The 18,228-nt window shown below is 72.5% G+C and carries 15 protein-coding genes; 9 read left to right on the top strand and 6 right to left on the bottom strand.

Annotated elements, in window-relative coordinates; translation table 11 throughout:
- Window positions 1–855: 855 nt before the first annotated feature.
- Window positions 856–1,278, top strand: coding sequence for an ATP-binding protein (locus ACFULQ_RS30190; RefSeq protein ID WP_383549903.1), 423 nt, complete (start codon window positions 856–858; stop codon window positions 1,276–1,278).
- Window positions 1,279–1,344: 66 nt separating this feature from the next.
- Here the strand turns inward: ACFULQ_RS30190 and ACFULQ_RS30185 are convergent, their stop codons facing one another.
- A complete protein-coding gene (locus ACFULQ_RS30185) occupies window positions 1,345–2,382 on the bottom strand; it encodes a DUF2637 domain-containing protein (RefSeq protein ID WP_383549900.1) in 1,038 nt (345 codons plus the stop codon).
- A 316-nt stretch (window positions 2,383–2,698) separates the two neighbouring features.
- Window positions 2,699–3,568 carry a (2Fe-2S)-binding protein gene (locus ACFULQ_RS30180; protein WP_383549897.1) on the bottom strand — a complete coding sequence of 290 codons (870 nt, stop codon included), beginning with the start codon at window positions 3,566–3,568 and terminating at the stop codon, window positions 2,699–2,701.
- Window positions 3,569–3,698: 130 nt separating this feature from the next.
- Between ACFULQ_RS30180 and ACFULQ_RS30175 the strand changes: the two genes are divergently transcribed.
- On the top strand, window positions 3,699–4,520 hold the full coding sequence (locus ACFULQ_RS30175) for a GntR family transcriptional regulator (RefSeq protein WP_383549894.1): 822 nt from the start codon (window positions 3,699–3,701) through the stop codon (window positions 4,518–4,520).
- 374 nt (window positions 4,521–4,894) lie between these two features.
- On the opposite strand, the gene ACFULQ_RS30170 is transcribed toward ACFULQ_RS30175, so the two are convergent.
- Together ACFULQ_RS30170 and ACFULQ_RS30165 are read right to left on the bottom strand one after the other, a co-directional pair.
- Window positions 4,895–5,668: a hypothetical protein gene (locus tag ACFULQ_RS30170; RefSeq protein ID WP_383549892.1), complete on the bottom strand. Its 774-nt coding sequence runs from the start codon at window positions 5,666–5,668 to the stop codon at window positions 4,895–4,897.
- Between the two features lie 127 nt (window positions 5,669–5,795).
- Window positions 5,796–7,469: a PucR family transcriptional regulator gene (locus ACFULQ_RS30165; RefSeq protein WP_383549889.1), complete on the bottom strand. Its 1,674-nt coding sequence runs from the start codon at window positions 7,467–7,469 to the stop codon at window positions 5,796–5,798.
- A gap of 343 nt (window positions 7,470–7,812) precedes the next feature.
- Between ACFULQ_RS30165 and ACFULQ_RS30160 the strand changes: the two genes are divergently transcribed.
- The 5 genes from ACFULQ_RS30160 (at window position 7,813) to ACFULQ_RS30140 (ending at window position 14,447) form a co-directional block, all read left to right on the top strand.
- Window positions 7,813–8,703, top strand: coding sequence for an FAD binding domain-containing protein (locus ACFULQ_RS30160; RefSeq protein WP_383549886.1), 891 nt, complete (start codon window positions 7,813–7,815; stop codon window positions 8,701–8,703).
- Window positions 8,703–9,239, top strand: a complete 537-nt coding sequence (locus ACFULQ_RS30155; protein WP_383549884.1) for a (2Fe-2S)-binding protein — start codon at window positions 8,703–8,705, stop codon at window positions 9,237–9,239. Before ACFULQ_RS30160 ends, ACFULQ_RS30155 begins: the two co-directional genes overlap by 1 nt.
- Entirely contained in the window at window positions 9,239–11,629 is a 2,391-nt protein-coding gene (locus ACFULQ_RS30150; protein ID WP_383549881.1) for a xanthine dehydrogenase family protein molybdopterin-binding subunit, read from the top strand. Before ACFULQ_RS30155 ends, ACFULQ_RS30150 begins: the two co-directional genes overlap by 1 nt.
- Window positions 11,630–11,799: 170 nt before the next feature.
- Entirely contained in the window at window positions 11,800–13,257 is a 1,458-nt protein-coding gene (locus ACFULQ_RS30145; protein WP_383549878.1) for an NCS2 family permease, read from the top strand.
- A 38-nt stretch (window positions 13,258–13,295) separates the two neighbouring features.
- Window positions 13,296–14,447 carry an XdhC family protein gene (locus ACFULQ_RS30140; RefSeq protein WP_383549876.1) on the top strand — a complete coding sequence of 384 codons (1,152 nt, stop codon included), beginning with the start codon at window positions 13,296–13,298 and terminating at the stop codon, window positions 14,445–14,447.
- Here ACFULQ_RS30140 and ACFULQ_RS30135 read toward each other — a convergent pair.
- On the bottom strand, window positions 14,399–15,706 hold the full coding sequence (locus tag ACFULQ_RS30135; protein WP_383549873.1) for a lanthionine synthetase LanC family protein: 1,308 nt from the start codon (window positions 15,704–15,706) through the stop codon (window positions 14,399–14,401). The two genes, ACFULQ_RS30140 and ACFULQ_RS30135, sit on opposite strands and share 49 nt — an antisense overlap.
- A 28-nt stretch (window positions 15,707–15,734) precedes the next feature.
- The gene (locus ACFULQ_RS30130; RefSeq protein WP_383549870.1) at window positions 15,735–16,166 is read right to left on the bottom strand and encodes an SRPBCC family protein; all 432 of its coding nucleotides are present in this window, start codon (window positions 16,164–16,166) and stop codon (window positions 15,735–15,737) included.
- A 183-nt stretch (window positions 16,167–16,349) separates the two neighbouring features.
- Between ACFULQ_RS30130 and ACFULQ_RS30125 the strand changes: the two genes are divergently transcribed.
- Window positions 16,350–17,564 (top strand): cytochrome P450, encoded by a 1,215-nt coding sequence (locus ACFULQ_RS30125; RefSeq protein WP_383549912.1) that lies wholly within the window; start codon window positions 16,350–16,352, stop codon window positions 17,562–17,564.
- 82 nt (window positions 17,565–17,646) lie between these two features.
- Window positions 17,647–18,213 (top strand): HAD-IIIA family hydrolase, encoded by a 567-nt coding sequence (locus ACFULQ_RS30120; protein WP_383549867.1) that lies wholly within the window; start codon window positions 17,647–17,649, stop codon window positions 18,211–18,213.
- The last annotated feature ends 15 nt before the right edge of the window (window positions 18,214–18,228 follow it).

Genomic DNA, 18,228 nt, shown 5'->3' with positions numbered 1-18,228 from the left:
GGTCGGGCGGGCGGCCCCGCACCGCACCAGGCGCATCGGGAGCAACTGACGGCACATTCCGGCCAGTTTTCCGGGCTGTCACAGCCGTTCGTCGGCTACGGCGGGAACGGCAGCGCGGCGTAGGCGAATCGGCCCATGCCCGGTGGTCCCGGTGTCCCGGGCCCGCGTGGGCCGAAAGCCGTGCGGCAGCGCGGGACCGGCCGCCGTCGCCGGGCCGGATGAACCGGCGCACCTCCGCTCGCCGGGCTCCGGTCATCGGGTGCCGGCGGCGGAGGCGCATGCCGTCACGGGGGGTGCGCGAGTTGTCGTACGACAGTCCCCCCGGCCGGTGAGCGCCGAGCGCGCACCCGGGGTCCCGGGCCGTACCTTCGACGCGTGCCCGCCGTAGGCATTCGCGCGATTCGCCCTAACCACCGCTGCGAACAGGGGCTTTGTGGTGTGACCTGGGGCGGGACGGGCGTGCTGTGCGGCCCGGAGGGCCGGTGTGCCGGCCTCGGTTCGCCGGGCACATGCCACGGGGTGGGACCAACGGCACCCACGCGGACCGCCGGGCGGCGCGCGGGCCCGGGCGCCGGGCGCGGATCGGGCGGAACTCGGGCTTCGCACAAGGGGGTTCGTATGCCGTCGTCCGGGAATCCGCTGCTCCGCGGGCGGGACCGGGACCGCCGCCTCAACCGTGGCCGAACACCTGGTCGTTGATGATTCGACATGACTGCCGCCTGAACTATGGGGCATGGATCCCCGTGAACGTGTTCGAGCAGGAGGGGAACCGACATCGGCACGCGGGCGGGGGTCATGAAGAGGCAGGCGCGAGGAGGCGGTCCCACGGCAGGAGGGGCCTTCTCGGCAGGGACCATGGAGGAGAAGACCGACGGCACCCTGGAGCAGGCGCGGTCGCCACAGCTCCGGCGGAGACTGGAGCGGGCCGACCTGGGGGCCGTACCGGAGACACGGCGGGCCCTGCGCGAGCTGTTACGGCACTGGGGCAGGCCCGGACGATCGGAGATAGCGGAACTGCTCACCAGCGAACTGGTCACCAACGCACTCGTCCACACCGATCGCGACGCGGTCGTCACGGCCACCGTGGGGCCGCGGGCCCTGCGGGTGGAGGTACGGGACTTCGTCGCCCACCGTCCCCGAGTGCGGATACCCGAAGCCGGCGAGAGTACGCACGGCCGGGGCCTGGTTCTCGTGCAGTCCCTCGCGGACTCCTGGGGCGTACGGGCCCACGGAGTCGGCAAGGCCGTCTGGTTCGAGCTGGACGCCGAAGCGGCGTGAACGACGGGCACGGGAAGGGGGCGTGACCGCGTCGGTCACGCCCCCTTCCCATGGTGCCTCGGCGCTCTAGCCGAACTGCTGCTCAAGATCCTTGAGCTTGCGCTCCAGCGAGTCGAGCCGCGGCAGCGCCATTGTGTCGTCCTCCGCGGTGAGGTCGACGGAGGAGTCAGCCCCATGGCGAACGGGCTGGAGCGAAGGACGCTGTCGCACGGGCAGCGGCTGGGGCTCCGGCGTCGATATGGCAGGCTCCGCGGTCGCGCGCTCCAGGGCCGCGGCCTGCGGCGCCTGCTCCAACTGCCGTCCCCGGCCGACGAATCCACGGTGGCCACGGCTGATGGCCTTCAGCTGCGCCCGCTCGACACGCTGCTGCTCCCGGCGCCGTATGCGGGCCGTTTCCTTCTGGCGCTGGTCCTCGCGGACCTCGTCGACCGCCTCGTCGAGGCTGCGGACGTTCTCCAGCAGCATCAGCGACCAGGCCTTGTACGTCTCACGCGGCGCCCTCAGCCAGCGCACCACGCGGATCTGCGGCAGCGGCCGCGGCACCAGGCCCTGCTCACGGAGTGCGGCGCGACGGGTCTGCTTCAGCGCGCGGTCGAACAGCACGGCCGCCGAGAGGGACATGCCGGAGAAGAACTGGGGGGCGCCGTCGTGGCCGAAGCCCCGCGGTGCGTGCACCCAGTTGAACCAGGCCGCCGCGCCCGCGAACGTCCACACGAGTATCCGGGAGCCGAGAGCGGCGTCGCCGTGGCTGGCCTCGCGCACCGCGAGCACGGAGCAGAACATCGCCGCGCCGTCCAGGCCGAACGGCACCAGGTACTGCCAGCCGCCGGAGAGGCTCAGGTTCTCCTCACCGAAGCCGACCAGGCCACGGAAGGAGAGGGCGGCCGCCACCGCCGCACAGCAGAACAGAAGGACATAGGAGGCGGTGCCATATATGGCCTCCTTGCGCCTGCGCCGCTCCTCGCTCCGCTCCCACGAGTCGTCTTTCGCGTGCTCCCCGCCGGACCGCTTGCTCCGCGCGAGCACCGCCACCGCCGCCAGCATGCCCAGGAGCAGTACGGCGCCCGGAAGCAGCCAGTTCAGCGATATGTCGGTCAGTCTCATCTGGGGTCCCTTGCATTGGGATAGGGCGTAACGCCCGCCATAGTGGCCCACTCCCACCGGCCCTCAGGGGGTTTCGGGGCAAGAGGCCGCCAAGGAAGTGCAAGGGAGTTGCCCAGGGCAGCGTTTTGCTCGAACTGCCGCTTGAGGGGCGGGAGTTGAGTTCGAATAAGACTACCCGTACGGGTGGTTCTCCGGAAAGTTCCTGCGCCAAGTGAGGAAGTTGTGAATTGCCTGTAACCGAACGGGCGTCCCAGTCGGCGCTGATCTTACGGGACGGGTGGGAGGGGTTTGCGCCCGGGGTCCTCCTGAGGGAACCTCAACTCGCGGCGAGTGCCGTGAGCTTGGCGATCCGGTCGGTGTCACAGGTGCGCGGGCAGGTCACGCAGGTGTCGTCCGGGGCCAGTGTGTAGTACATGCAGCAGCTCACCCGGTCCCGGGTGGGCAGGGCCGCGCCGTCCGGGCCGGCGAGCACCCGGAAGGCCGGGGAGCCGACGTACGGCTTGGTGGTGCCGGGCAGGAGCCGGTCGAGCTCGCGCTCGGCCCGGCGCTTCTCGTGCTCGCCGAGGAGTTCGGCGACGTACCAGATGCCCTCGACGATCTCGTCGGTCACCATGCCCCACAGGGCCCGGCCGCGACGGCGCATGCGGGGGCCGAAGGCGGTGAGCAGCGGTTCCATGTGCTCGGCGATCGCGTCCCGCAGTTCGGCGCGCAGGGACTCCTCGTCGGGGACCGGGCGTGCGCCCGGCAGTGCCGCCGCGGGGTCGTCCGGGAGGCAGGCGAAGGAGCCCGGGTGCACCGCGAGGGCCATCGGGCCCCGGGTGCGGTCGTACGAGACGTGGGTCACGGGGTAGCGGGGGACCCTGCGGTGCAGGAACCAGGGGGCGGTGAAGAGGAGACAGGCCGGCCAGGCGTAGCGGTGCAGGCCGAAGCCGGCGATCACGTCCGGGCGGCCCTTCTGCCGGTTGTCCCTGAGGACCTGCTCGTCGTCCCAGGCGAGGAAGGTGTCCAGAGCTGTGGCGTTGCCCGCGAGGTCCGCCGCGGTGATCCAGCCGTCGGTGGCGGGGAGGGGGGTGTCCGGGGCGAGTTCGGTGACCGTCAGGGCCGGTAGGGCCTCGGTCACGCGCGTGTAGGCGGCTGTCACGGCCGAGACGACGGGTCGGCGGGGGGTGGGCAGCGGTGTGGGCATGCGGGGCCACCGTTCGCGGTCGTCTGGTGTGCGGTCGTACAGGTAAGGCTTACCTTACCAATGGTTTCGGGATTTGAACTGAGGCGTTCTGCGCCTAAGGTGCTTGACGGGTGAGTAACAACCCGTAGTAATGACCCCAAGTACTGACACGTCCGGAGGAGGGCCCGTGAAGGGTGTGGGGCGGGACGTGGACCAGGCTGTGGGCGAGGCGCGGGTGCCGCCGCAGACGCGGGCGTCGGAGGTTTCGCGGTCCCGGGTCGATGCGGGCTCCGGGGTGCGGGGCGAGCACGCGCGGGGCGAGCACGCACGGGGTGAGCACACGCACAGCGAGGTGCCGATTCCGCGGCCGGTGGTGCAGCGGGCGTCCGTGCGGGGGCAGATCCTCGATGCCCTGCGGAAGGCGTTGGAGTCGGGGGAGTTGCGTCCCGGGGACGTGTACTCGGCGCCCGCGCTGGGGGAGCGTTTCGGGGTGTCCGCGACGCCGGTGCGGGAGGCCATGCAGCAGCTTGCGCTGGAGGGGGCCGTCGAGGTGGTTCCCAACCGGGGGTTCCGGGTGGTGGAGCGGGGGGCCCGGGAGCTGGCGGAGCTGGCGGAGGTGCGGGCGCTGATCGAGGTGCCGGTGATGGTGCGGCTGGCGGGGACGGTGTCGGGGGAGCGGTGGGCTGAGCTGCGGCCGCTGGCGGAGGCGACGGTGCGGGCGGCGTCGTCGGGGTGCTGGGCGACGTACGCGGAGTCGGATCGGGCGTTTCACCGGGGGGTGCTGGCGTTGTCGGGGAACGAGCAGTTGGTGCAGATCGCGGAGGATCTGCATCGGCGGTCGCAGTGGCCGCGGCGGGGGCGGGGGGATTTGGTGGCGGATGCGGGGGAGCATGTGGCGCTGTTGGATGCGTTGATTGCTCGGGATGTGGATGTGGTGCGGGGGTTGGTGGGCGGGCATTTCGTCGGCCGGTGAGGGGTCGTGTGCGGGTTCGGCGGGGGCGGGCGTTTTGCGCAGTTCCCCGCGCCCCTGAATGCCTGCGGCGGCCCGTCGCTGTCCGGTGGGGGCTTGTGTAGCGCGGCGGGTCGGTTTGGGGTCGGGGCCGGGGTGGGGGGTATCCGTCCTCGGTCCGGCGGCTCGCCCCCTCGAGATGTCCTCGGTTCCGGACGCCGGCCACTGCGGGCGGACACCCCCCACCCCGTCCCCTTCACGCCGTACGCGTCTGCACGAGCGTCCACATGCCCCACCCAGGGGCGCGGGGAACTGCGCGACCAGCCACAACGGACCCGCACCCGCCCAACAACAGGACCCGGCACCCCCCTAGGCGCCCGGCCCAAGCCCAGCGCGCGTCACGCTGTTGCTGCCGGCGGAGTCAACTGGTGGCTCAGCCATGTCGGGACGCCGCCCAGCAAGCGGTACAGGCGGCGGGCCTCGGCGCGGAGGCGGGTGGCCTCGGGTTCCACCTCCGCGTCCGCCAGGGAGGCCAACGCGGGGGCCGTGCCGACCAGGTAGCCCAGCTCCTCGCGGATCCGGAGGGACTCGGCGAAACCGTGGCGCGCCTCGGCCAGTTCGCCGTCCCGCAGGGCCAGCCCGGCGAGGTGGCGCCAGGTGCAGGACAGCAGCAGCGCGTCCGACTGGGCCGTCGCCCCGGCGTGGGCACGGCGGTAGGCCGCCCGGGCCGACTGCGGGGAGTGCGCGAGGTTCTCCGCAAGCAGGCCGCGGCGGAAGTCCAGCAGGGCCCTTCCCTCCGCGCCCGGGGCGATCAGCGCCGCGGCCCGGCCCAGCGCGGCCCTCGCCTCGTCCGCCCGGTCGCGGACCCCGTGCAGCGTCGCCGCGTACGCAAGGTGCCCCCGTTCACAAGCGGCCGCACCCCGCTCCTCGTCACTGTGGGCCAGCGCCTCGGCGGTGCGCAGGGCGTCCTCCGCCTCCGCCCAGCCCTGTTCGGTGTACAGACAGCGTTCCACCAGCAGTGCTGTCCGTTGGAGGGCCGCCTGTGCGGTGACCGGTCGGAGCAGGGCGGCCGCGTCGGCCCAGCAGGCCCTTGAGCGCAGCCGCCATACCGCGGTCTGGAGTGGATCGTCACCGGCGGTCGTTCCGTAACCAGACATGGCGGTATGCGCCACGTTGCCCTCCCCGAGCGCGCCATCGAGCTATGAGTGGTGGGCGCAGTTCAGCATGAATCCGCGGGCTCGGCCAAGGGGGTGGGTGAAGGAATTCACAAAGTCGTGGGAGTCCGGGGGCCCACGGGTTTCAGCTCATCCGCAGTGCCAGGAAGAAATCCAGCTTGTCCTCGAGGCGGGAGAGGTCACGGCTCGTCAACTGCTCGATCCGGCCGACGCGGTAGCGCAGCGTGTTGACGTGCAGGTGGAGGCGGGTGGCGCAGCGGGTCCAGGAGCCGTCGCAGTCCAGGAAGGCCTCGAGGGTGGGGATCAGTTCGGCCCGGTGGCGGCGGTCGTAGTCGCGCAGGGGGTCGAGGAGGCGGGCGGTGAAGGCTCGGCGGACGTCGTCCGGGACGAAGGGAAGGAGCAGGACGTGGGAGGCCAGCTCCTGGTGGCCCGCCGCGCAGACCCGGCCGGGGCGCGCCGCCGCGACCCTGCGGGCGTGCCGCGCCTCCTCCAGGGCGCCTCTGAGGCCTTCGGCCGAGTGGACCGCGGCGCTGACGCCCAGGGTGACCCGGCCGTCGTCGTCCAGGCCCGCGGAGAGGGGGGCCCGGACGGATTCGAGGAGGGCGTCCGCCAGGATGCCCGCTTCCGAGCCGTCGTGTTCCGTCGAGACCGCGGGGAGCGGGACCAGGGCGATCGCCTCGTCGCCCGTGTGGGCCACCGCGATGCGGTCGGAGGGCTCGGGGCCGGTCGCGAGGGGGTCCACCAGGATCTCCTCCAGGAGGGACTGGGCCACCGGACCCTCCTCCAGCTCGCTGTCCTGCCACTCGACCCTGGCCACGACCACCTGCCAGTGCGGGGCGGCCCCGAGGCCGGGGAGGAGGACCGGGGCGGCCACCCTCAGACGGGCGGCGATCTCCGCCGGGGCCGCGCCCGTCTGGACCAGTTCCAGGACCTCCTGGGCGAGCCGGCGGCGGACCGTGCGGGCCGCGTCCCTGCGGTCGCGCTCCACCGCGATCAGCTGGGTGACGCCCTGGAGGAGGTCCAGGCGCTCCTCGGGCCAGTCACCGGCGTCCGCCTCCACCGCCAGCAGCCAGTCGGACAGGACCGTCTCGCGGACGTCCCGGGAGCCCTGGGGAGCGCGGCCCGAGCTGCGGACCGGGAAGAGGGAGTACGTCGACGCGCCGAGCGTGACCCGGTGCGGGCCGCGGCGACCGGTGCGGGCCGCCGCCAGGTGTTCGGCCGCCAGCTCGGCGCAGAGGTCCGCGGGGAGGCCGGGACCCGCCACCTTCGGGCCCGCGATGGCGCGGCCGGTGGGGGACAGGACCCAGGCCCGCAGGTCCAGGTCGGAGCCGAGGAGGTCCAGGACCACGTCCGGGCCGCCGCCCGCCGGGCCCGAGGTCATCATGCGGCGGTGCCGGTCCACCACGGCCGCCAGGTCGCCCGCGCGCTCGCCGGAGACCTGCCGTACGACATGCTCGGTGATCGTCGCGAACGCCACCGACTCGTGCACGGCGAACAGCGGGAGGCGGTGCCGGGCGCAGGCCACGACCAGGTCGTCCGGGACGTCGCCCAGCTCGGCCTCGCCGGCCGCCAGCGCGGCCACCCCGGCCTGCACCAGGAGTCGTACGAAAGGCTCCGAGTCGGCGGCGTCCCGGCGCCAGGCGAGGCCGGTCAGGACCAGCTCACCGCCCGAGAGGTAGCGGCTCGGGTCGCGCAGGTCGGTGGTCATCACGCCGCGCACGGTGCGATCCAGTTCGCCCTCGCCACCGAGCAGCCGCAGCCCCAGCGCATCGGTGTCCAGCAGTGCGCGCAGCCGCATTCTCGTCGCCGCCGTTCTTTGTCTCGAAATCTACGATGGGGGAAGGGTCCGGTGGAGGGAGGAGTGGCTTCCGCCGACTCCGGGGCTGTGTCCCAGGTCACGTGGGCTGTGCCGCGCGTTTCCACAGAAAAACAGGGACGTTACCGAGGGCCTCCGTTCATACGAATCTACAAGATGAGGGCCGCGACCAGCCAACTCCTTCATGGTTTCCGTGACTGACCCCTTCGGAGCACACCGCTGTGTACTGGCTCCACTCCACGTAAACAGCACATGAACGAGCCCGGGCCGCCGCACACGATCTGGCTCGATCCGTACGATCACGAGACGAAGAAGAGAGCCGGTCATGGACTTCCTTCGCCCCGCCAGCTGGGAGGAGGCGCTCGCCGCGAAGGCCGAGCACCCCACCGCTGTGCCCATCGCGGGCGGCACCGACGTGATGGTCGAGATCAACTTCGACCACCGGCGGCCCGAGTACCTGCTCGACCTGAACCGCGTCGGCGAGCTGACCGACTGGGAGGTCGGCGAGGACTCCGTGCGGCTGGGCGCCTCCGTGCCGTACACGCACATCATGGAGAACCTGCGCGGCGAGCTCCCGGGCCTCGCCCTCGCCTCGCACACCGTGGCCTCCCCGCAGATCCGCAACCGCGGCGGCGTGGGCGGCAACCTCGGTACCGCCTCCCCGGCCGGTGACGCCCACCCCGCCCTGCTCGCGGCCGGCGCCGAGGTCGAGGTGGAGTCCGTACGGGGATCGCGGCTCATCCCGATCGACGAGTTCTACACCGGCGTGAAGCGCAACGCGCTGGCGGCCGACGAGCTCATCCGCGCGGTTCATGTGAAGAAGGCCGACGGGCCCCAGCAGTACAGCAAGGTCGGCACCAGGAACGCCATGGTCATCGCCGTGTGCGCGTTCGGCCTCGCGCTGCATCCCGGGACGCGGACCGTGCGGACCGGGATCGGTTCGGCCGCGCCGACGCCCGTGCGGGCCAAGGCCGCCGAGGAGTTCCTGAACGCGGCCCTGGAGGAGGGCGGGTTCTGGGACAACGGCAAGATCATCACGCCGTCGGTCGCCAAGCAGTTCGCGGACCTGTGCGCCGCCGCCTGCAACCCGATCGACGACGTCCGGGGCACCGCGAGCTACCGCCGCCACGCGGTCGGCATCATGGCCCGCCGCACGCTGACCTGGACCTGGGAGTCGTACCGCGGCACCGCCGCCCGCACGGAGGGAGCCGCGTAATGCGCGTCAATTTCACGGTCAACGGACGTCCGCAGGAAGCCGACGACGTCTGGGAGGGCGAGTCCCTGCTGTACGTGCTGCGTGAGCGGCTCGGGCTGCCGGGGTCCAAGAACGCCTGCGAGCAGGGCGAGTGCGGGTCGTGCACCGTGCGGCTGGACGGCGTCCCGGTGTGCTCGTGCCTGGTCGCCGCCGGGCAGGTCGAGGGGCGCGAGGTCGTCACCGTCGAGGGCCTCGCCGACTACGCCAAGCAGCGGTCCTGCGGGCAGCACGCGGCCGCGGGGCAGGACTCCCAGACCGGAGAGGGCGTCGAACTCGCCCCGATCCAGCAGGCGTTCATCGACGCCGGTGCCGTCCAGTGCGGCTTCTGTACGCCGGGGCTGCTGGTCGCCGCCGACGAGATGCTGGAGCGCAACCCCAACCCGAGCGACGCGGACATCCGCGAGGCGCTCTCGGGGAACCTGTGCCGCTGCACCGGCTACGAGAAGATCATGGACGCGGTCCGCCTCGCGGCCGCCCGGCAGGGAGAGGCGGTCTGATGTCCACTCCCAACGGCACCCCCACCAAGATCACCCAGGGTTCCCAGACCAAGGGCGGCATCGGCGAGTCCACGCTCCGCCCGGACGGCACCCTCAAGGTCACCGGCGAGTTCGCGTACTCCTCCGACATGTGGCACGAGGACATGCTCTGGGGGCAGATCCTCCGCTCGACCGTCGCCCACGCCGAGATCGTGTCCATCGACACCAGCGAGGCCCTCGCCCTGCCCGGCGTGTACGCCGTCATGACGTACGACGACCTGCCGACGGAGGTGAAGCACTACGGCCTGGAGATCCGGGACACCCCGGTCCTCGCCCACGGCAAGGTCCGCCACCACGGCGAGCCGGTCGCCATCGTCGCCGCCGACCACCCGGAGACGGCCCGCCGCGCCGCCGCGAAGATCAAGGTCGAGTACCGCGAGCTGCCCGTCATCACCGACGAGGCCTCCGCGACCGCCCCCGACGCGATCCTCGTCCACGAGAACCGCGACGACCACCACATCGGGCACGTCCCGCACCCGAACATCGTGCACCGCCAGCCGATCGTCCGCGGGGACGCGCAACAGGCCGCCGGGCGGGCCGACTTCGTCGTCAGCGGCGAGTACACCTTCGGCATGCAGGACCAGGCCTTCCTCGGCCCCGAGTCGGGGCTCGCGGTGCCGGACGAGGACGGCGGCGTCCACCTCTACATCGCCACCCAGTGGCTGCACTCCGACCTGCGGCAGATCGCGCCCGTCCTCGGCCTGCCCGAGCGCAAGGTCCGGATGACGCTGTCCGGCGTCGGCGGGGCCTTCGGCGGCCGCGAGGACCTGTCGATGCAGATCCACGCCTGTCTGCTCGCGCTGCGCACCGGCAAGCCCGTCAAGATCGTCTACAACCGCTTCGAGTCCTTCTTCGGCCACGTCCACCGCCACCCGGCCAAGCTGTACTACGAGCACGGGGCCACCCGCGACGGCAAGTTGACCCACGTCAAGTGCCGGATCGTCCTGGACGGCGGCGCGTACGCCTCCGCCTCTCCGGCCGTGGTCGGCAACGCCTCCTCGCTGTCGATCGGCCCGTACGTGGTCGACGACGTCGACATCGAGGCCATCGCGCTCTACACCAACAACCCGCCCTGCGGCGCGATGCGCGGCTTCGGCGCGGTCCAGGCGTGCTTCGCCTACGAGGCCCAGATGGACAAGCTCGCCGACGCGGTGGGCCTGGACCGGGTCGAGTTCCGGCAGCTCAACGCCATGGAACAGGGCACGATCATGCCGACAGGGCAGCCCGTCGACTCGCCGGCCCCGGTCGCCGAACTCCTGCGCCGCGTCAAGGCGATGCCCCTTCCTCCGGAGCAGCAGTGGCTCTCCGCGGGCGAGGAGGCGGACGTACGACAGCTGCCGGGCGGTCTGTCCAACACCACCCACGGCGAAGGCGTCGTGCGCGGGGTCGGCTACGCGGTCGGCATCAAGAACGTCGGCTTCTCCGAGGGCTTCGACGACTACTCCACCGCCAAGGTCCGTATGGAGGTCGTCGGCGGTGAGCCCGTCGCCACCGTGCACACCGCCATGGCGGAGGTCGGCCAGGGCGGTGTCACCGTCCACGCCCAGATCGCCCGCACCGAGCTCGGCGTCGCCCAGGTGACCATCCACCCGGCCGACACCCAGGTGGGCTCGGCGGGTTCCACCTCGGCCTCCCGGCAGACGTACGTCACCGGTGGCGCCGTGAAGAACTCCTGCGAGCTGGTCCGGGAGAAGGTCCTGGAGATCGGGCGCCGCAAGTTCGGCTCGTACCACCCGGCTTGGGCGACCGCCGAGCTGCTCCTGGAGGGCGGCAAGGTCGTCACCGACGGTGGTGAGGTCCTCGCCGATCTCGCCGAGGTGCTGGAGGACGAGTCCGTCGAGGTCGAGGCGGAGTGGCGGCACCGGCCCACCGAGGCCTTCGACCTGCGCACCGGGCAGGGCTTCGGACACGTCCAGTACTCCTTCGCCGCCCACCGCGCGGTCGTCGAGGTCGACACCGAGCTCGGTCTGGTCAAGGTGATCGAGCTGGCCTGCGCCCAGGACGTCGGCAAGGCCCTCAACCCGCTGTCCGTCGTGGGGCAGATCCAGGGCGGCACCATCCAGGGCCTCGGCGTCGCGGTGATGGAGGAGATCATCGTCGACCCGGTGACGGCGAAGGTCAGGAACCCGTCCTTCACGGACTACCTGATCCCCACGATCCTCGACACGCCGACCATCCCCGTCGACGTGCTCGAACTCGCCGACGACCACGCGCCGTACGGGCTGCGCGGCATCGGCGAGGCACCCACCCTGTCCTCGACTCCGGCCGTCCTCGCGGCGATCCGCAACGCGACGGGGTTGGAGCTGAACCGGACGCCCGTACGTCCGGAACATCTCACGGGCACGGCATAGCAAGGCTCTCCGGGCGGCGCAGGGAACGTCACACTTCGCCGCGTCGCCCGGAGCACTCAGATCGTTCGTCTCGGGCCGTCCCCCGGGTCGTGCGGCCGCACCACCTTCCCAAATCCCGCCGCCGCGAAGGCGGTTGCGGGTGCCCCTGTGAACCTTGGGAGTAGGCCCACATGACCCAACAGCAACTCGAGCCGGCGACCACCGCCGACGACGCGGGAGAAGGCACCCGCGTCCCGGCCGGCCGGTCCTGGCTCGACCGGTACTTCCACATATCCCGGCGAGGATCCACCGTCGCGCGTGAAGTGCGCGGCGGAGTCACCACCTTCATGGCGATGGCGTACATCCTCCTGCTCAACCCCCTGATCCTGTCCGGCAAGGACGTGGCGGGGGACACCCTCGGCCAGAAGGCGCTGATCACCGCGACGGCGTTCGCGGCGGCCTTCACCACGCTGCTGATGGGCTTCTTCGGCAAGGTGCCCCTCGCCCTCGCCGCCGGCCTCTCCGTCTCCGGCGTACTGTCCTCGCAGGTCGCCCCCGCGATGACCTGGCCCCAGGCCATGGGCATGTGCGTGATGTACGGCGTGGTCATCATGCTGCTGGTCGTCACCGGCCTGCGCGAGATGATCATGAACGCCATCCCGCTGGCCCTCAAGCACGCCATCACCATGGGCATCGGCCTGTTCGTCGCCCTGATCGGCTTCTACAAGGCCGGCTTCGTCCACCAGGGCAAGGCCACCCCGGTGACGCTCGGCCCCACCGGCGAACTCGCGGGCTGGCCCGTGCTGTTGTTCGCCGTCACCCTCCTCGCGATCTTCATGCTCCAGGCGCGCGGGATCCCCGGGGCCATCCTGATCGGGATCCTCGGCGGAACCGTACTCGCCGTCGTGCTCAACACGGCTGGAGCCATCGCCCCGAAGCAGTGGGCGAGCGGCGCTCCCGAACTGCACGGCAGCGCGGTCTCGATGCCCGACTTCTCGATCTTCGGGAAGGTCGAGTTCGGCGGCTGGGGCCAGGTCGGCGCGATGACGGTCGGCATGATCGTGTTCACGCTGGTGCTCGCCGGGTTCTTCGACGCGATGGCCACCATCATCGGCGTCGGCACCGAGGCCGGGCTCGCCGACGACCGGGGCCGCATGCCGGGCCTGTCCAAGGCGCTGTTCATCGACGGCGCGGGCGGCGCGATCGGCGGCGTCGCCGGGGCCTCGGGCCAGACCGTGTTCGTCGAGTCGGCCACCGGCGTCGGCGAGGGCGCCCGCACCGGGCTCTCCTCGGTCGTCACCGGACTGTTCTTCGCGGCCTGTCTGTTCTTCACCCCGCTCACGGCGATCGTGCCCGGCGAGGTGGCCGCCGCCGCCCTCGTGGTCATCGGCGCGATGATGATGATGAACGCGCGGCACGTGGACTGGGCGGACCGGGCGACGGCGATCCCGGTGTTCCTCACGGTCGTGATCATGCCGTTCACGTACTCGATCACGGCGGGCGTCGCGGCGGGCGTCATCTCGTACGTCGCCATCAAGGTCGCCCAGGGCAAGGCGCGGGAGATCGGGGCGTTCATGTGGGCCCTGACAGTGATCTTCTTCGTCTATTTCGCCCTCCATCCCCTTGAGAGCTGGATGGGCGTGCACTAGCCGCCCCCTGTACACGACTTCCGTTAGGAGACCGAGAGATGCTGGACATCGCCGAAGAGCTGCACCGGTGGGTCGAGCAGGGACGTGACTTCGCCGTGGCCACCGTGGTGGCCGTCGGCGGCAGCGCCCCTCGCCGGCCCGGCGCGGCCCTCGCGGTCGACGCCGACGGCACGGCGATCGGCTCGGTCTCCGGCGGTTGTGTGGAGGGCGCGGTGTACGAGCTGTGCCAACAGGCGCTGGAGGACGGCGAGACGGTCCTGGAACGCTTCGGCTACAGCGACGACGACGCCTTCGCGGTCGGCCTGACCTGCGGTGGCATCATCGACATCCTGGTGACGCCGGTGCGGGTGGGAGATCCCGTCCGTGAGGTGCTCACCACGGCTCTGGCCGCCGCGTCGACGGGCGAGGCGGCGGCGCTGGCCCGTGTGGTGTCGGGCCCGGCGGAGCTGCTGGGCCGGGCGCTGCTGGTCCGCCCCGACGGCTCCTACGACGGCGGCTACGGCGCCCATCCCGAGCTGGACCGCACGGTGGCGGCGGAGGCGGGCGCGTTCCTGGACGCCGGCCGCACCGGCACCCTGGAGATCGGAGAGCAGGGCTCACGCTGTGGGACCCCGCTCACCATGCTCGTCGAGTCCTCTGTGCCGCCGCCCCGGATGATCGTCTTCGGCGCGATCGACTTCGCGTCGGCGCTGGTACGGGTCGGCAAGTTCCTCGGCCACCACGTCACGGTGTGCGACGCGCGCCCCGTGTTCGCGACGAGGACCCGCTTCCCGGAGGCGGACGAGATCGTGGTGGAGTGGCCGCACCGGTACCTGGAGCGGACGTCGGTGGACGCCCGCACGGTCCTGTGCGTCCTCACCCACGACGCCAAGTTCGACGTGCCCCTGCTGCAACTGGCCCTCAGGCTCCCGGTCGCCTACGTCGGCGCCATGGGCTCCCGCCGCACCCACCTCGACCGCAACGAACGTCTCCGCCAAGTCGGTGTCACCGAAATGGAGTTGGCGCGTCTGCGGTCACCCATCGGCCTGGACCTGGGCGCCCGCACCCCGGAGGAGACGGCCCTGTCGATCGCCGCGGAGATCGTCGCGAACCGGCGCGGCGGCAGCGGGGTCTCCCTCACCGGCGCGCACACCCCGATCCATCACGACGTGACGTCGGTCCCGGCCCGGCGGATCGACTCCGTGGCCTGAGCGGACACCGGCGGCTGGTCCGGCCAGGCGAAGGCGTACCCGGCGTCGCCGCCCCGGCTCAGCCGGACGTACCGCAGCAGCTCACGCACGATGCCCGCGGTGCCCTGCGCCCACCCGGTGCGGGGTTCCAGGTCGCTCGGGGTGGCCCGGTGCTCGACGTTGGACCAGCGGGCGCCGTCGCCGTCCCGGACCGCGCGGTCGGTGAGGTCGCCGACCAGGATCCGCGCGAAGTCGTACGCCTCCTGCCCCTCCGCGATCCGGTCCGAGGCCAGGGCCAGGACGCTCGCCGTGCCGCAGCAGCGGCCCTGGTTGTCCCAGAACCCGGGGCGCAGCCGCCGCGGCAGCCCGGAGTGCGTGACGGTGTGCCAGCAGCGGTCGGCGAGGGCGGCCCAGGCCGGGTCGCCCAGGGTGTCGCGCAGCAGCCGGAAGATCTGGGCGTCGCCGGCCGGGCCGTGGCACCAGCCGTAGCTGATCGGCTCGATGAGGTCCGGGAGGTACTGCGGGGTGGAGTGCCGGACCAGGAAGCCGTCCGGACCGCCCTCGTCGCGGGCCACGACGTCCGCGACCCCGGCCAGCGCCGACTCGACGAGGTCGGTGCGGCCGGTCGCGTGTCCGATCCGGGCCAGGGCGTAGGCGAAGCCCAGGGTGCCGTGGGACATGTGGTGGAAGCGCGCCTCCGGGCCCGGGCGGTGCGGCCAGGTGACGCCCCACTCGGTCCGCTCCGCCGCCCGCAGATAGGGCTCCACCGCGAGGACGGCGAACTCGGGGTCGCCGACCGCCAGGGCGGCCAGGCCGATCCCGCCGTTGCCGCCCATCAGTTCGAACAGCTCGCCCCAGCGCTCCCCGTCGAAGCGCGAGCGCACGAGCGTCATCGCGCGGCCGGCCGCCGCGCCGCAGGCGGGGTCGCCGAGTTCGTCGTGCACGGTGTGCAGGACCAGCGCGACGCCGGCCCGGCCGAAGTACAGGGAGTCGTCGTCGAGGCCGTCGGCGGCGGCCGCGAGTCCGCGGCCCGCGCGGAGGGCGAGATCGGCCCAGGAGTCGTCGCCGAAGTGCCGCCACGCCTCCAGGAGCACGGGGACGATCCCGGCCGTGCCGTCGTAGAGGATCGGGCTCGGCGCCTTCTCCGAGGGCGCGGACGGCCAGGCGAGGGCACCGTCCTCCGTGTCGCGTGCGGCGGCCACCAGCCACCGCAGCCCGTCCGCCGCGAGCGCCTCGACCTCGTCCGCCCCTACCGCCGTCGTACCGGCAACTGCCGTCATGACGCCCACTGTTGCACGTCCGCCGAGGTCACGTTCCGCGCAGCAGCCGGTTCAGGGCCCGCCCGAACACCGACCGGGCGGCCGGCCCCAGCAGCGCGCCGGGGACGAGGGGCACCCCCAGCTTCTCGCGCCAGATCACCCGGGCCCGACCGCCCGGGCCCGGGTGCACCTCCAGTTCGGCCCAGCCCCGCACCACCCGGCCGCGCTTCTCCATCCGGCACAGGCCGGAGACGCCCTCCGCCGGCGGGCGCCAGACCGTGACCTCCATCGGATCGTCGAAGGAGAGCGGGCCGACTCCCGAACGGGCCACCACCAGCGTGCCCTCGGCCGTCGGACCGGGCGGCACGACGGTGACGCGCGTGAGGGGGACGACCTCGCCGTGGCGGGGCCACTCGGTGAGGCGGCGCCACGCCTCCTCCGGGGAGAGCGGGGCCGTACGTTCGAGAAGGAAGGTGACCACGGGCCGATCTTAGGGAATCGGGCCTGCTCAGCGGGGATTTCACGGGCAGCTCACATACATGGCGCAGCAGACCGCGGGCGGGGAGTCGTACGGCACCCGGTCCGCGTGCTCGCCGTGTGTACACCTCCGCCTCCGTACGGCACCATGAGCCCGACCGCACCGCAGGCCGCAGGGGGGCGTCTCGTGGACAGCGAACGGCACGGCAGGCTCGACGCGTTGCTGAGCGATCCGTACCCGCACTACGCACGGGCGCGGCACACCGAAGGCCTGACGCAGGTCGCCGAGCTCGACGCCTGGCTGGTCGCCCGGGACGCCGACGTCCGCGAAGTGCTGCGCCGCCCCGAGGACTTCTCGTCGGCGAACGCGCTGCTGCCCGACGTGCTGCCGTCACCCGCCGCGTTCGCCGTCCTCGGCGGCGGGTTCGGCGGGCGCCCGGTCGTGGTCACCGCCGACGGCGAGGCGCACCTGCGGCTGCGCGCGCCGATCGTGCGCGGGCTCTCCCCGGCGCGGGTCGCCGCCGTCCTTCCCTACGCCGCCGAGCGCGCCGCCGCCCTCGTCGACGGGTTCGCCGGGGACGGCCGGGTCGAGCTGATGTCGGCGTACGCCCGCAAGCTGCCCGGCGATGTCATCGGACGGATCGTCGGCCTCGACCCCGTCGACGTCCCGGCCGTCGTGCACGGCGGGCACCGCGCCGAGGAACTGCTGTTCCGGCCGCTCGAGGAGAGCGAGCAGGTCGCCGCCGCCGAGGACGTGGTGGCGATGCAGCATCTCCTGGACCGTTATGTGCGCGAGCGGCACGACAAGCCGCGCGAGGACCTGTGCACCGAACTCGTCGCCTCCCTCACCGAGCCCGGCGAGCTGACCCTGGACCACCGGCACGAACTCGTCGCCCACCTCCAGAACCTGCTGATCGCCGGCCATCTGACCACCACCGCGCTCATCGGCACGACCGTCCTGCACCTGCTGCGGCACCGGGACCAGTGGGAGCTGCTGTGCGCCGAGCCGGAGCGGATACCGGCGGCCGTCGAGGAGGCCGCCCGCTACGACACCGCGCTCCAGGGCTTCCGCCGGGTCACGACCCGCCCGGTCACCCTGGCCGGCACCGAACTGCCCGCCGGGGCGAGCGTGTTGTTGGCCTTCGGCGGCGCCAACCGGGACCCCGACCGCCATCCGCGCCCCGACGTCTTCGACATCACCCGCCCGCCCGGCCGCCATCTCGCCTTCGGCCTCGGTGCGCACGGCTGCCCCGGCTCGCAACTGGCCCGCGAACAACTGCGCCTCACTCTCCGGGAACTCACCGCCCGACTGCCCGGGTTGCGCCTCGCCGACGAGGAGCCCGTCACCATGCGGCCGACCTTGATCCACCGCTCGCCGTACCGCCTCCACCTGACCTGGTAGATCAACGGCCGCCGCATGGACCGGCCCCGACCGGTTACCCGGGAGGGGAAGGAGTGCACGCGAGAGCCGGGAGGTGGCGCGCATGACGCGCGTGCGTACGGTCCTGTTCGACCGCGACAGCTTTCTCGTCGAGGACGCCCTCGACCCGGACCAGGTGCGCCCGGCATCCGGGGCCCGTGAGGCGCTCGACCTGTTGCGGCTGTACGACGTCCGTACCGGGTTCGTCGCCGTACGGCCCGGCGACGGACGCCTCGACGACGCCGGCGTGCGGGCCCTCAACCACCGTGTGGACGAACTCCTCGGCCCCTTCGACATCTGGGGCGTGTGCCCGCACGGTCCCGACGACGGCTGCCACTGCCGTCCGCCCGAACCGGGCCTGATCCTCTGGGCGGCGGGCCGGGTGTGCACCGCGCCGGGCGACTGCGCGGTCGTCGGCACCGCCGCGGACGCCGAGGCCGCGGCCCGGGTGGGCGCGCACGGGATCCTCGTACCGGACGAGCGGACCCGGCCGGAGGAGACGGCACGGGCCGAGCATGTCGCGCCGGACCTGCTGACCGCCGTACGGGCGCTGCTCGGCGGGCCGCCGCGGGGGCGGGTCCTGGTGGACGAGCGGCCGATCGAGTCGGCCTTCGAGCCGGGGCAGGACTGACCGGAGGCCGGGGCG

The organism is Streptomyces sp. NPDC057253 (genome assembly GCF_042669125.1).
Lineage (GTDB): Bacteria > Actinomycetota > Actinomycetes > Streptomycetales > Streptomycetaceae > Streptomyces.
Note: the sequence above shows the minus strand (reverse complement) of the source record. Positions and strands in the feature narration are given on the sequence as shown.